12 protein-coding genes are annotated in these 14,625 nt (G+C 52.6%); 3 read left to right on the forward strand and 9 right to left on the reverse strand.

The features are described from left to right. Nucleotides 1-139 precede the first annotated feature (139 nt). The 3 genes from MJ257_RS07730 to MJ257_RS07740 form a co-directional block, all read right to left on the reverse strand. Nucleotides 140-1,192 carry a LacI family DNA-binding transcriptional regulator gene (locus MJ257_RS07730; protein WP_240268691.1) on the reverse strand — a complete coding sequence of 351 codons (1,053 nt, stop codon included), beginning with the start codon at nt 1,190-1,192 and terminating at the stop codon, nt 140-142. 100 nt (nt 1,193-1,292) lie between these two features. After that, entirely contained in the window at nt 1,293-2,720 is a 1,428-nt protein-coding gene (locus tag MJ257_RS07735; protein WP_240268692.1) for a glycoside hydrolase family 1 protein, read from the reverse strand. Between the two features lie 94 nt (nt 2,721-2,814). Beyond that, nucleotides 2,815-2,979: a hypothetical protein gene (locus MJ257_RS07740; protein ID WP_240268693.1), complete on the reverse strand. Its 165-nt coding sequence runs from the start codon at nt 2,977-2,979 to the stop codon at nt 2,815-2,817. A 351-nt stretch (nt 2,980-3,330) separates the two neighbouring features. Here MJ257_RS07740 and MJ257_RS07745 point away from each other — a divergent pair, with 351 nt between their 5' ends. After that, nucleotides 3,331-5,364, forward strand: a complete 2,034-nt coding sequence (locus MJ257_RS07745) for a GxGYxYP domain-containing protein (protein ID WP_240268694.1) — start codon at nt 3,331-3,333, stop codon at nt 5,362-5,364. A gap of 68 nt (nt 5,365-5,432) precedes the next feature. On the opposite strand, the gene MJ257_RS07750 is transcribed toward MJ257_RS07745, so the two are convergent. The 5 genes from MJ257_RS07750 to bioB all read right to left on the reverse strand — a co-directional run bounded on the left by MJ257_RS07750 (nt 5,433) and on the right by bioB (nt 10,995). Then, a complete protein-coding gene (locus MJ257_RS07750) occupies nt 5,433-7,373 on the reverse strand; it encodes an FtsX-like permease family protein (RefSeq protein ID WP_240268695.1) in 1,941 nt (646 codons plus the stop codon). Then, nucleotides 7,370-8,125, reverse strand: coding sequence for an ABC transporter ATP-binding protein (locus tag MJ257_RS07755; protein WP_240268696.1), 756 nt, complete (start codon nt 8,123-8,125; stop codon nt 7,370-7,372). The genes MJ257_RS07750 and MJ257_RS07755 overlap by 4 nt, the downstream gene beginning before the upstream one ends. 97 nt (nt 8,126-8,222) lie before the next feature. Further along, the gene (locus MJ257_RS07760; RefSeq protein ID WP_240268697.1) at nt 8,223-9,230 is read right to left on the reverse strand and encodes a sensor histidine kinase; all 1,008 of its coding nucleotides are present in this window, start codon (nt 9,228-9,230) and stop codon (nt 8,223-8,225) included. Further along, nucleotides 9,227-9,919, reverse strand: a complete 693-nt coding sequence (locus MJ257_RS07765) for a response regulator transcription factor (protein ID WP_240268756.1) — start codon at nt 9,917-9,919, stop codon at nt 9,227-9,229. The genes MJ257_RS07760 and MJ257_RS07765 overlap by 4 nt, the downstream gene beginning before the upstream one ends. A gap of 74 nt (nt 9,920-9,993) precedes the next feature. Beyond that, entirely contained in the window at nt 9,994-10,995 is a 1,002-nt protein-coding gene (gene bioB / locus MJ257_RS07770) for a biotin synthase BioB (protein ID WP_240268698.1), read from the reverse strand. A gap of 205 nt (nt 10,996-11,200) precedes the next feature. Here bioB and MJ257_RS07775 point away from each other — a divergent pair, with 205 nt between their 5' ends. Both MJ257_RS07775 and MJ257_RS07780 read left to right on the forward strand, forming a co-directional pair. Continuing rightward, a complete protein-coding gene (locus MJ257_RS07775; protein WP_240268699.1) occupies nt 11,201-12,391 on the forward strand; it encodes a M14 family metallopeptidase in 1,191 nt (396 codons plus the stop codon). A gap of 151 nt (nt 12,392-12,542) precedes the next feature. After that, nucleotides 12,543-13,445 (forward strand): aldo/keto reductase, encoded by a 903-nt coding sequence (locus tag MJ257_RS07780; protein ID WP_240268700.1) that lies wholly within the window; start codon nt 12,543-12,545, stop codon nt 13,443-13,445. Nucleotides 13,446-13,458: 13 nt separating this feature from the next. Here the strand turns inward: MJ257_RS07780 and MJ257_RS07785 are convergent, their stop codons facing one another. Further along, on the reverse strand, nt 13,459-14,613 hold the full coding sequence (locus MJ257_RS07785) for a hypothetical protein (protein WP_240268701.1): 1,155 nt from the start codon (nt 14,611-14,613) through the stop codon (nt 13,459-13,461). Nucleotides 14,614-14,625: the final 12 nt, after the last annotated feature.

Genomic DNA, 14,625 nt, shown 5'->3' on the forward strand with positions numbered 1-14,625 from the left:
AGTAAAGTTAGCTGCAATTAGGAGGATGTGAAGAAGAAGAATATCTACTACGAGTGAAATGTAAGGGCTTTCGCAGTTATTCTAGCTTAGCAAGATTTATGTTGTCAATCCTTTTTTTACCACAAGCGGGCCGTAGCTCCTAACTCTTGTTAAGAGCCGCGGTAGACTCGCGAATGACCAGTTCAGGCTTCAGCAAGGTCGTCTTGTTCACCTTGGACCTCGTGATCATTTGGTGCAGCACTTCTCCCGCCGTTCGCCCGAGTTCATGAGTACGCAGCGACACGGTCGTGAGCTCCGGAATACTGTTGGACGCAAAAGGGATATCATCATAACCGATAATTGATAGATCCTCGGGGACGCGTAATCCGGCTTTGACGGCTGCTTTCAAAACGCCGATCGCTACCAGGTCGTTCAAGCAGAATACGGCGGTTGGCCGCTTGGGCAACTCCAGCAATCGATTCATAAACGCCGTGCCGCTGGAAACGGAAAATCCTCCATGGAGCACCCACTCTTTTCGCACCTCAAAGCCAGACTGCTCCACCTTCTTCATGAAAGCGGACGTCCGCTGCACGGTGTTCGACATATGCCGGAAGCCGCCAACGATCGCGATGTCGCGGTGCCCGAGCTCAATCAAATGCTGAGCCGCCAACTCCGCGCCATGGCGCTCATCTACGGCCACGCGGTTCAGTCCCGATTTGGGAAGCCGGCCATTGACAAGGAGAACGGGCAGCCTTTTGCCAATCTCGGCCACCTCTTCGATCAACGGAGCGTCGGGTTTGGCTAAATCGACCCTTCCCCCCATCATGACGATCCCGTCCACCTGTTTCTCTGCGAGCGCATTTAAATACTGCGATTCCCGGATATATTGCTCCGCGCTGTCTACACTGGCCGATACGGTGTCGCAAAGAAAATAAGTATACCCTCTTTTGCGCGCTTCCAGATCAAACCCGGACAACACTTCCGGAAAAAAAGGGTTTGTAATATCCGGGAGAATAATGCCGATCATACCCGTTTCTTTTTTTGACAAACTTCGCGCCAGCGCATTTGGCTGAAACTGGTATTTGCTGATCAGTTCATTAATGCGTTCCCGGGTCTCTTTCTTTACGGGAGCCGTATTGTTAAGGACGCGGGAGACCGTAGCGACGGAGACATTGGCTTCCTTGGCGATGTCGTACACTGTAATCGGTTTCATAAAACTCACCTGCCCGAAATTAGTAGCACAGAACATCCCAAGTATATCAAATTTTCCAGCATTTGAGAACGAAGCTGTGATTGAAATCGCAGCAATTCGCCTATGGCCCTTCACCTTCATAGAGGCTTTGACCGTTGGTGCCTATCACTTTCCGATACCAGTGGAACGATTTTTTCCGATATCTCGCAAGCGTTCCAGTGCCGTCGTCCTGCCGATCCACGTAAATCAATCCGTACCGTTTCTTCATTTCGGCGGTGGAGTTGCTGACCAGATCGATGCAGCCCCAAACGAGATAACCCCAGACCTCGACTCCGTCGGCAATCGCTTCCGCCACCTGAAGAAGATGCGCCCGCAAGTAGTCGATCCGGTAATCATCCTCGACCGTCAGTTCTCCCTTATCGTTCGTCATGAGTTGATCCGCCGCACCCAGGCCGTTTTCGACAATAAACAACGGTTTTTGATATCGGTCGTGAAACAGGTTCAAGATGTAACGAAGACCTTGGGGATCGATTTGCCAGCCCCATTCGCTGGAAGGAAGATGCGGGTTGGACACGCCCCCGAACAAATTCCCCTCGCTTTTGGGCCGATTCTCCGGATTGGCGGTCTCGCAAATACTCATATAATAGCTGAAGGAGATGAAATCGACCGTATGCGCGAGCATCTGCTCGTCCCCCGGCTCCCAGCGGAGATGAATGCCGTTTTCCTCAAAATAACGTTTCATATACCCGGGATACCGGCCGCGCGCATGAACCTCGAGGAAAAAAGTATTTTGATGATCGGTATGCATCGCTTGGATTACATTGTCGGGATGCGGCGTTAAGGGATAAGTCGGCAAGCTCAGCACCATGCAGCCGATCTTGAAATCGGGGTTGATTTCATGCCCGATTTTCACGGCCGATGCACTCGCCACCAGCTCATGATGGATGGCTTGGTACAGATCCTGCAGGCTCAGCTCCTCCTTCGGCGTCACGATGCCCCCGCTCATAAACGGATGCTCCAGGATGGAATTGATCTCGTTAAAGGTCAACCAATATTTCACTTTATTTTTGTAACGCGTAAACACCGTTCTGGCGAAATGGGCATAAAAATCGACCAGCTTGCGATTCGCCCACCCGTTATATTTTTTCGCCAAATGCAGCGGTGTTTCATAATGGGAGAGCGTCACCATCGGTTCGATCCCATATTTCAGGCATTCGTCAAACAGGCGATCGTAAAATTGCAGCCCTTTCTCGTTCGGCACGGCTTCGTCCCCCTTCGGGAAGATCCGCGACCAGGCGATCGAGGTACGAAAGGTTTTAAAACCCATTTCGGCAAACAGCTTGATATCCTCTTGGTATCGGTGGTAAAAATCAATTCCGACCAATCTCAAATTGTCGTCGGTAGGCGCGTCCGTCGGCGGCGTTTTTACGCCGTGCGGCAGAACGTCCTGGATGGACACCCCTTTGCCGTCCTCCTGATACGCACCTTCCAGCTGATTGGCGGCCACGGAACCGCCCCATAGAAATCCTTTCGGAAATGGTAAGCCCATAGGTTCTCCTTCCTTTATCCATACGATTAGGCACCTTACAAAGCCAACACGGCAAAACAGGCCTCCCTTCACTTTGGAGAGAGGCCTATCCCGGTCAGGATCGCGTTTGATCCTCTTCCGATTCCCCGTTGTCGGAAGCATATGCGGTTATATCCGGTTGCTCCGGCATAAATCCAGACCGTGTATGCGGGGTCGTATCTTCGTAAATCGTGCGCGGATCTCCATCCGTTTCGATAGGTTCTTGGTCGTGATTTGGCATGGTCGATTCCCCCTTTACGCTGAATAGCGTCTCCTGCATCGTGGGTTTTCATTCAGCATGCCCAACATATGATATATTTGCTATATATTAATGTGCAACAATTCTCTTTTTGGTTTAGTTCTCTCCGATGCAGGATAAAGTCGAAAGTATGGAAAAAACTGAAACTTCCGATCGTTCTCTGCAAAGTTTTGTCGAAGGTATTGAAATATACAATAGCATATATTAAATATATCATGTAAGCCTTTTCAATCCAACCCAACCGCGCCAGGAGGTGGATCATCGATCTTAACGAAATCTCAGCTACCCTATTCCCATTAAGAGAGGTGACGATTTATGTTTCGCAAATGGATCATGTTCTGTTTAGCTCTGGTTTGTACGTTGGCTCTGCCGTTAGGAGCATCCGCTGAAACTTCCAATCAAGCTGATCTAAACCGCAAAAGCGGCATCGTTTGGCCGAAGGATCAGGAGCTCCCTACCTTCGCCAAAGCCAAGCGTTTGGATGTGGCTCAAGTGTATGACGCGTCGGGCGACATCAAAATTCTGCTGACGACGCTTCAAGGCATCGTCAACCGCAAAGAGCCGAGAATTTACGTGCAGCAAAACGAGCAAGATCCCTGGATCAACGATCTTCACGTCCCTTATCGCGTTCATGATAACGCGATGGACATCGTCAAGGCTTATGCCCGGGAGGTCCAGGGCGTGATCGTCTATGATCCGGCCGTCCCCGACTCGATCAATGTGGCAACGACGCTTGCCGGTTTGAAGGACGCCGTCGTAGCAAGTCCCGAACTGGCCGAAGAGCTGGCTGCAGCGCCTTATCGCTTGCGCGTGATCGAGGATCTGCAAGGGAAATTCCAAGACCGGATGGATGCCTACACTTGGCAGTATGAGCATTTATGGAGTCAAACGACGAAGCGGATGCTGGTCGGCCTCAGCCCGAATACATCCATCCCGCTTCCTCCGGATAACTTCGATTCCTTCCGGACGATTCTCACCGAACCGGAGCAAATTCGCGATGCAAGCAACCGGAGAACGTATGACCTTGATTTGTCCGAGTTTCTAGGAGGAGATGCCGTCTATCTGCGGTTCCAGGATGCGTTCACGCAAGACGGCTGGGGACCAGCGGTTCATGAAATCAGCGTTTCCGCAGACGGCGAGGAGATCCTTCGCTTCGAAACCGGAACGCCGGAAGAGGAAACGTATCTGTATGACCGGCAGGGCTCCAAATTTCTACCGGGCGCCGATCACCGTTTTGCCGACAATGGCAACTACTTCGTATACAAGTTCAACCCGCCGGCAGGCACTCAGCAATTAACCGTGACCGTCGAAATGTGGAACCAATTCAAGGTCTCTGCCAGCAGCGTTCAACCGCTCTCCTCGGAGCAAAAGGAGCCTTTCGGCTACCTCCGCGATTACGCGGTAGCCAACAAAGCGATGGTGTTCTGGCTCTCCAGCGGAGTGCCTGAACAAAGGGCGTTGTTCGAACGAATCTTAGCGGATGTAGAACCAGGAACACCGTATTTGGGTTGGTTTGATAATGATGTTGAAGGCGAAATCGCTGGGGTTGACCTGACCTCTCGCTATGGCGTTTACGTCTTGCCTTCCGACTGGTTCCATAATATGACGGTAATGGCGGGGACAAAAGCTAAACCGGCAAAGCCCAACAAACCGGTAACCCCGAAGCTGAACAACAAGATCTATGTGACCTTCACGTTTGGCGAGGGCGATAATCTGCAATACGATCAAAATCATATGCGCAATCTGTGGAATGATCCTGCCCGCGGCCAAGTGCCGATGAACTGGACGGCCAGCCCGCTCCTCGTTGATGCAGCCCCTGCGATCTTGGACTATTACCGGTCCACCGCTACGGAAAACGATCTGCTGGTGGCCGGACCGTCAGGAGCCGGGTATTTCAGTCCGCAGGTTTGGCCGGAGGAGAGCTTTGACCAATTCTTGAGGGATTCCTACCCCTATTTGAAGAAATCCGGCATGTCGTATCCTTTTGTAATCAACCGTGAAGATAACCGAGACGTTCCTCTCGCCGGTTCCAAAGCGGAAGCCTATGTGAAGGAATTAAAAGTGCCTGGCCTGTTCCTTGGAGGCGGGAGCCCAAATTACGTAGAAATCGTCAACGGCAATTTACCGGTTTCTTATTTCAAAGGCACGACCACCGTCAAAGATGGAATCAACATTTTGAATGATGCGAAAGCTTCTTGGGATGGGAACTCGCCGATGTTTATCTCCGTTGGGATCAACGCTTGGAGCATGAAACCGTCGGATGTTGTAGCCATCACGGAAGCGCTGGGAACGGAATATGAAGTTGTGTTGGCCGATTCCTACTTCGCGCTTATACGGGAAGCCAACGGTCTTCCTAAGAAACCTTAACCCAAAAACAAGGCGGGATCGTCCCCAATAGACGATCCCGCCTTGTTTCTGCCTAGGTGATCCTTGCTTTACAACGATTCCTTGATGACCCGCTTATAGAACAGGACCGACAACAACCCAAAGATTGAATAAAGTGCCGTATAGATCAGCATCACCAGGATCATCGGCGTCCAGAGCTCCGTACCGAACAAGAACCAGCCGGATCGGACGGCAAAATAACTATGCGACAAGCCAACGGCCAGCGGAATGCCGAAGTTGAACACCTGCTTGAATTGAATGCCCCGGAGCAGGTTGCCCGGCGTAAATCCCAGCTTCCGCAAGATGGTGTAGCTCGGTTTCTCCTCTTCTCCTTCGCCCATTTGCTTGAAGTACAGAATGCAGCCCGAAGTGATGAGGAAGGTCAATCCCAGAAAGCCGACGATAAACATGATTAACCCCATATTGCTCTTCTGATCCATAATGATCTGATATTGGGACCTCGCCCCTGACCGCTCTTCGAAGCCCATGTCCTGATAGATCTGATTCGCCTGCTTCAGCAAATCGGGATTGTTCACATCGATCCCATAGTATACCGGGATTGGGCTCTGGAGTTCCGGATTGGCGTCCTGCATCAACCGTTCGAAGACGGCATGATCGAGGATCACTGACGGCAAGCCGGAGGAAAAATGCAGCGAAACGATTGCATCCTTGTTCGTATCGATCACGGTAACCGGGATGGATTCCGACCTTCCCTTCAAAGTGATGTCCCCTTTCGACCGTAACCCCACGAACTGCTCCACGGCATTGCTCGATCCGGCGAATAAGGCTTCCTCTGAATCCAGTTCGACGCCTTTGACTTCTTGTTCGTCAACGACGGCAAGCGTGACGTCCTTGGAACCTTTTTGCCCCTCCAGGACGGTACCGAAGACTTGAGAAACGTCAGCTTCAGCGATAAGCACCCTGCGTTGAGTTTTGCTCGTATCGATCCCGGCTGTCTTCAAAGCCTGTTCGAAAGCGTCCACGTCGGCAGGGTCTAACATCGTGAAATGATTCGGCACGGTTTGCTCGGCTGATTTCTCCGTCGAATAATAAGAGATGTAGCTTAGCGACAACAAGCCGATCGCCAGCGCCGACACCGTCGTGATGATCGTCAGCAACAGCGCGTTCGATTTCATGCGGAACATGATCGAGGAAAGGGACAATACCTCATTCAACGACAGATATCCGCCCTTCGCTTTGCGCACCAGGTTGAACATAAAACTGACCGATCCTTTATAAAACAAGTATGTCCCGATGATCACCGACCCTAAAATCAGGATCATCGCGAGAAACAGCTCCCGCATTTCGGTGTACTCGCCGCTGAACAAATCCGCCGAAATCCGGTAACCGTAGAGGATCAGCCCGATTCCCAGAATACCGATGACAATTTCGGATAACGGCATCTTGCGATAGGCATTTTCCGTAGTGGATGTCACCCGGAACAAGGACAGGATGCTTTGACGCTTGATGAACGTATAGTTCATCAGCATGATGAGCAGGTAGATCGCCGCAAAGACGACGACGGTCTGCACCAGTGCCTGCGAAGAGAATCGCAGCGTTGCCTCGGCATCCACGCCGATGATCTGAAACAAAATCATGAGCAGCAGCCGGGAGCAGGAAAACCCGACGAACATGCCGATCAGCATGGAGCCGAAATAAAGGATCAGGTTTTCGCTGCTAAGGATGCCAAAGATCTTCCCTTTCGTTAACCCGATTAATTGAAAAAGTCCGATCTCCTTGCTTCGCCGCTTAATGAAGATGGTATTGGCATAAAGCAAGAAGATGGCCACGATCGCGACGAGCAGCACCGAAGCGGCGGCTAATCCGGCAGCTCCTTTGACGGAGCCTTTCATTTCATCCAGCGCCGGGTCGTATTGCAAGGTGACGAATGCGAAATAAAGCGCAACGCTGAAGATCAAGGCGAACACGTACAAATAGTAATTTTTCAGGTTTTTCTTCAAGTTGCGGTATATCAGATGGGTCAAGCTCATTCCTGCACCCCGCCTAATACGCCCTGCGCCTTAATGATATCGTTGAAGAACGCCTGCCTTGGCTCGTCGCCTTTATTCAACTGAGAATAAATTTGCCCGTCCTTGATGAATACGACGCGGCTGGTGTAGCTCGCCGCCACCGGATCGTGGGTAACCATAATGATCGTGGCCGCGATTTTGCGGTTCAGCTCGTTCAGCTTATTCAGCAGATCGGAAGCCGATTTCGAGTCGAGCGCGCCCGTGGGTTCATCGGCAAAAATGATGCTCGGATCGTGAATGAACGCCCGGGCGGCCGAGGTCCGCTGTTTTTGACCGCCCGAAATTTCGTTCGGGTACTTGTCCTTGATGTCGTAGATGCCAAGCTCGGTGGCGATTGCCTGGAACTTATGGTCAGCCTCCTTGCGGGAGACGTTTTTGATCGAGAGCGGCAGCAGAACGTTTTCTTTGACTGTTAACGTATCCAGCAAATTGTATTCCTGAAAAATAAAGCCGAGATGAGATTTGCGGAATTCGGCCAGTTCTTTCTCCTTCAGCCCCGTAAACTCTTTGCCTTCGATTTTAATGCTGCCAAGGCTGACCTTGTCGATCGAAGAAAGCACGTTGAGCAAGGTCGTCTTGCCGGAGCCGGATGCTCCCATGATGCTGACGAATTCGCCTTTCTCCACGTTCAGGTCGATTCCCTTCAATACTTCCTGACGATTGAATTTGTTGCCATAGCTTTTATGGATTTTGCTGGCTTCGAGTATCGCCATGATTGATCACTCCTTTGTCCTGCCCTTATCTTACCTTACCCGGGATGGCGTTTCCTGCGATTCGCCGAACAAAGCAAACGGGCATGTGACATTGTTGTCACATGCCCAGCGTATGAATGTATGCATTGCTTCTTGGAAAATGCAAAGTAAAAGCAGTGCCCTCGCCGGGCTTCGATTCGACGCCCATTCGAATCGCGAGGGAATCTGCCGCTTTCTTCGCCAAGTATAACCCCATTCCGGTGGCCGCAGGATCCTCATGGTTCCTTGTGGAGGTGAACCCTTTATCAAAGATGCGCGGCAGGTCCTTGGCGTCGATCCCCCGCCCTCCGTCAGAGACGCCGAGCCAGGCATGTCCCTCCGGCGAAATTCCCGATTCCACGCGGATATCGGAGGCTTCGCTATATTTCACCGCATTGGTCAAGAGCTGCCGAACGATGAACGCCAACCATTTCGCATCCGTGAGCACCTCCTGAACGGGCAGATTGACATCGAAGCCGATGCCCTTTAGCAAGCACCATGCTCGCAGCTCGCGAATCTCTTGAAACAGCAGCGGCTCCAGCTTCACCTGTTCGATGTACAGATCGTTTTCGATGAAGGGGATGCGCTTCTGGTGCAGTTGGCGGTCCAGCAGCAGATGAATGCGCAGCCACTCCACCCGCAGTTGCTCTTTCAGCGGCTCGTCGCCCATCCGGTCGATCATCAGCCGCATGGCGGTGAGCGGCGTTTTGACCTCGTGGATCCAGGACATCAGATCGTCCTTCTCCTCTTCCAGTTGGGCAACGAGCTGCGACGTTTCCTTTCGGAACTTGTCCGTTTGCTCGCTTAGCCGGTTCATGACGACTCCTTCAAACGGGCTTTCCGGCGCAGCGATCACGCTCAAATCGTACGTGTCGTCCCAGGCGGCCAGGCTTTGATAAAACCGGGTTTCCTTCGAATAACGGATCAAGAGAAAAGCCCCGAACAGCAACAACGATAAGAAAACGATATACAGCATCGGCATGAACGGAATCGCCCGATCGATCGCGGCGACGAAGAGGAGCAGTAGCTGCAGGGCGATCACGAGCAGGATCCAGCTCAGGCGCTCGCGCAAATAGTTACGGATCATAACGTCTGGACCTCTTCGGTTGCCATATACCCTTGTCCGACCTTCGTCTCGATATAAGCGTCAAGCCCGAGGTCCTCCAGCTTTTTGCGCAGCCGATTGACGTTTACCGTCAAGGTATTGTCGCTGACGAAATGCTCGTTGTCCCATAAGCTGCGGATCAGCTCCTCGCGGCTGACGATGCGGTTCTTTTGCTCCACTAACAGCTTGAGGATGAGCATCTCGTTTTTCGTTAATTCGATCGTTCCCCGCTCTGCCGTGACGGCGTTGCGTCCATATTCGATCGTCGCTCCGCGCCACGTTCTCAGCTCCACGCGTTCGGTATTATAGTTATATACCCGGCGAAGGGTCGCCTGGATTTTGGCAATGAGCACCTCGAAATGGAACGGCTTCTGCACAAAATCATCCGCGCCTAGCTGCATGGACATCACCATGTCGGTCGGATGGTCGCGCGAAGACAAGAATATGATCGGTACGTTGGAATGGGCGCGGATTTGCCGGCACCAATGAAACCCGTCGAACTTGGGTAACTGGATATCGATCAGAACCAGGTCCGGACGAATGGCCGAAAACTCCTCCAGCACGTTGCCGAAATCCTGTACGCCATGCACCCCGTAGGACCATTGCAGCAGACGTTCCCGAATTTCCTGAAACAAAGACGGATCGTCTTCGATTAACATGATTTGAAACAAACGGATCACCACGTTTATTGGATTCTCTACTTCATCCAGTGTAATGGAAAACGGGACGTTGTGCTATCCTTCCGTTAAATCGCCGTTCGTTCGATCTCGAAGCCGAGGTCCTCGATCATTTGGTGGTCCAAGGAGACGTCTTGCCCCTCCGTCGTCATGTAGTCGCCCACGAAGATCGAGTTCGCCGCATATAAGGATAGCGGCTGCAGCGTGCGGAGGCTGACCTCGCGGCCGCCGGCTACGCGAATTTCCTTCGATGGACAGATAAAGCGGAATAGAGCCAACACCCTAAGCGCTTGAAGTGCCGTTACCCGCCCCGCCCGTTCGAGCGGCGTGCCCGGGATGGCATTCAGGAAATTGACCGGAACCGAATCGGCATCCAGTTCACGCAGCGCCAAAGCCATCTCTACGATTTCTTCATCCGATTCGCCCATGCCGATGATCACGCCGGAGCATGGAGACATCCCATGCGCTTTGGCGGTTTCCACCGTCGCCACGCGTTGGTCGTAAGTGTGGGTCGTCGTGATCGACGGATAGTTCGCTCGGCTTGTATTCACATTGTGGTTATAGCGGTGAACTCCGGCTTCGCTCAGCTTCCGTGCCTGCTCATCCCGAAGAATGCCGAGACAGGCGCATATCTTTAGCGGCATCGTCGCGCGGATTTCGGCGACCGCTTCCGTTACCTGCTCCAGCTCCTTGTCGGTTGGCCCCTTGCCGGAAGCCACGATGCAATACGTTCCCGCTTTCCGCTGCAAGGCTTCGCGGGCCCCGGCGACCAAGGTATCCTTGTCGAGCAGCGGATATTTAGGAATGGAAGCCGTCGAGACCAAGGATTGCGAACAGTAGCCGCAATCCTCGGGACATAGTCCGCTTTTGGCATTAATGATCATGTTCAGCTTGACTTTGTTCCCATAGTAATGCCGTCTGATTCTGTAAGCCGCCTCCATCAGCGGCAGCAATTGATCATCGTCGGCACGTAAAACGGACAGCCCCTCCTCCAAAGATAAAACCGCTCCGCTCAGGGCTTTATCGGCAAGAATATCCCAGCTCTGTCCTTCCGTTTTGCGTTGGTTCATCCATCATCCCCGCTTTCTATGCTTTATTGGCTTTACAGGATAAAAAAGTTATTGTTAACCTATTTTAAAATTTCGGGTTAACAATTAACTTTCTAAATTCTACCTGAAAGCATGGACGTTGTGAAGGGTTCATTCATTTTGGCATGGAGCGCGCTTCCTCCTACATAGGCTGTGATAAGGCAAAAATGTGCAGGAGGGATATGTTATGCGAATACAAGTGCGTTCGGGGGATACCTTATGGTATTACGGCCAGATCTTTCAACTGCCGCTGCAGTTGATCGTGGATTCCAACCCGGGCATTCAAGCGGAGAGCCTTAGCGCGGGCCAGACCATCCACATCCCCGGTTTTTTGTCCAGCGAATATCAGGTCAAAGCCGGGGACTCCATTTGGAAGTTGTCCAGGGACCGCGGGGTTCCGATGGATGTGATCTTGCTGCTGAACCAATCGGTGAATCCGAATCAGCTTGCGGTTGGTCAGCGGTTGCAGCTTCCGCTTCGGGTCACCTGGTTCGTGGTCGACATCCGTAAACCGTACGATTCGGCTGCATTGCGGGAAGATTTGAACCGGTTGATGGATATCTATCCGTTTATAGCCTACCGGAATATCGGGAATACGGTGATGAATAAGCCCATCCCCGAGTTACGTATCGGAAAAGGAAGCAAGCGAGTGCATGTCAACGGATCTTTTCATGCGAATGAATGGATCACGACGCCGGTACTGATCAAATTCCTGAACCAGTATCTGCTTGCGCTCACGAATAGCGGCACGATTCGCGGCCTGCAGATGTGGCCTTATTACGAAGGGGCTACTTTCTCTATGGTGCCGATGGTAAACCTAGACGGCGTGGACCTCGTGATCCACGGATTGCCGACCCAGGAACCTTACCGCAGCAACGTGCTGTCTTACAACGGCGGAAACACCGATTTCCAAGGGTGGAAAGCCAACATCAATGGCGTTGACTTGAACGACCAATTCCCGGCGTTATGGGAACGCGAGGTGGCCCGAAATCCGGTGGAACGCGGTCCCCGGGATTATCCGGGCACCGCCCCGCTGACCGAACCTGAAGCGATCGCCATGGCTGACCTGACCCGGCAAAGCGATTTCGATCATGTTCTGGCGTTTCACACCCAAGGCGAAGTCATCTATTGGGGCTTTGAGAACCGCGAGCCGGCATATGCCGAAACGATCGCGAACGAGTTTGCCCGGGTCAGCGGTTACGAGGCGATCCGGAACGTCGAAAGTTATGCCGGATATAAGGATTGGTTCATCTATGACTTCCGGCGTCCGGGATTTACGATCGAGCTGGGAACCGGCGTCAACCCGTTGCCGCTCTCCCAATTCGACGAGATCTACGAGGAAAGCTTGGGGATCTTGCTGGCCAGCTTGTATATGTAAATGTTCTCAAAAAGAATAATAACGCGGGGCCTTCCGGGATAATGGAAAGTCCCGCGTTTTTGGGAGCCGTGAATCACAAGTGAATTTGTGAAAGAACGGGCTTTTTTCATATAATAGAATGACTACTACTCATGATAAGGGGGACATCAGGATGAAAATGAACCGATTGGGCTCCTCCGACCTGATGGTCAGCGAAATCGGTCTTGGTTGCATGTCGTTGGGGACGGATGAGTCGGATGCAATCACTTTGATCCACGAGGCGCTGGACCGAGGGGTCAACTTTCTCGATACCGCCGATTTATACGATGCCGGAACCAATGAAGCAATCGTCGGCAAGGCGATCAAGGGACGCCGGGATCGCGTCATTGTAGCGACCAAAGTCGGCAACCGCCGGATTCCCGGCCAAGACGGCTGGAGTTGGGATGCGTCCAAGGCGTATATCCTGTCGGCGGTCAAAGACAGCCTGAGCCGGCTTGGCACGGATTATATCGATTTGTATCAACTGCACGGCGGGACGATCGAGGATCCGATCGACGACACGATTGAAGCGTTTGAACAGTTAAAGAAAGAAGGCGTCATTCGCGAGTACGGAATTTCCTCCATTCGTCCGAACGTGATACGCGAGTACGTCTCCCGATCTTCGATCGTCAGCGTCATGAACCAATACAGCATCGTGGACCGGCGCGGTGAAGAATCCGTGTTGCCTCTCATTCAGGAGCACCGGATCGGCGTCATCGCCCGGGGGCCGTTAGCCAGCGGAGCGTTGGCGGCGAACCGCGAACCGGTCAAAGGCGTGCTGGATTACGAGTTGGACGAGCTACTTGAGCTTCGCCGGAAGCTGCAGGAGCTGGAAACCCCGGGACGCAGCCTAACGCAGCTGGCGATTCGCTACTCGCTGGCCCATCCGGCGGTGGCCGTGGCAATACCCGGAGCCCGCACTCGCGAACAGCTGCTGCAGAATCTGGCCGCGGCCGACATTCCCGAGCTAAGCCCCGGTGAGGTTGAACGGATTCACAGTTTCAGTAAAGCAAATCAATATACGATTCACCGTTAATCGCGGATACCGGTTATTTGACGGGGACCCATTCGATCCCCCAGTCGGAAACCAGTTGGGTCAGAGCCTTGGCATGCAGATATAGCCGATCCCCAATCACCTTCGAGTTCGTGCGGTCAAGTTGAATGGACTGGGCCCCCGTTGAAACGGTATAACGATAGGATTTCATATCGCTCCCTGAACTCCGCTCAACTTCCCAACCCAAACTTTCGGAGACGGGGCGAACTGGAATATACAACTCCCGGTCGAGACCAAAGAAGACGAACGGCAAAGCAATTTTCGCGCCGTTTAGCGTCAAATTAGCCTCCCCTTCTTGAACGTATTCCAGCTTTTTGACCGGCAACTGATCGGCTTCCAAATCGTCCGGAACTTCCGGTGCTTTCGTCGCGGACGAACCTTGTATTCGGTCATAAAAAGCTTCAACTTCTTGATCGGTTACGCCCCGGACCTTCCGAGAACGAACATCGTATAAATGCGCCTGCCGGGTAGGCTCGTTATAGGCCAGTAATAGTTCTCCCCGCTGTTCGTCATAACCCAGCAAGGAAGCCAGCAGCAAACGATGGGTTTCCAACGTATCGGGGTTCACGCGGACGATTTCGTTCTGCTTCGCCGTTTCGCTGTATCGCTCCGTCAGCAAAGAGCCGTCGGGAAGCCAATAGGTTACGGGCCATTCCCCGCCGTCAGAAGCTTGGCGAATGACGCCGTTCTGATTATTTTTCAGGAACAAGGCGACTCGCTTGGAAGATCCCTCAAAATAGATCACCTTCCGAACCCCGAACTTCCCGCTTGGCGAGTTTTGATATCCCGTCTTTCCCACCAACCGGTCCCCGGCCGTATCCAGGTAGACTTCGCCGAAAGGCGGAGGCGTTAATCCCTCTGTCCATACCCGCACAAAGGGACTCATTTCGTCTCCCCACAACTCGCTGACCGTATCGGGAAGCACATACCAAGTCCCGTCCTCGGTCCGGGAGACGACCTTCCGTTCCGATTTGCCGTCATCCGCCGTTAAATAGGCGTTATAGTATGCTTCTTTCGTTTCCGGGTTCGTATAGGCGTGGTAAAACTCCACCTCTGCGGCAGCAACCGAATTCGCGGTCATGACCCAAGCCAGAGTCGTCGCCAATACGCCGTAAACCGCCGGACGTAGCCGAATGTTGCCTAACTTCATTCTGGTTTCTCC

The organism is Paenibacillus timonensis (assembly GCF_022427145.1).
In the GTDB taxonomy this organism is placed as follows: Bacteria; Bacillota; Bacilli; order Paenibacillales; family Paenibacillaceae; genus Fontibacillus; species Fontibacillus timonensis.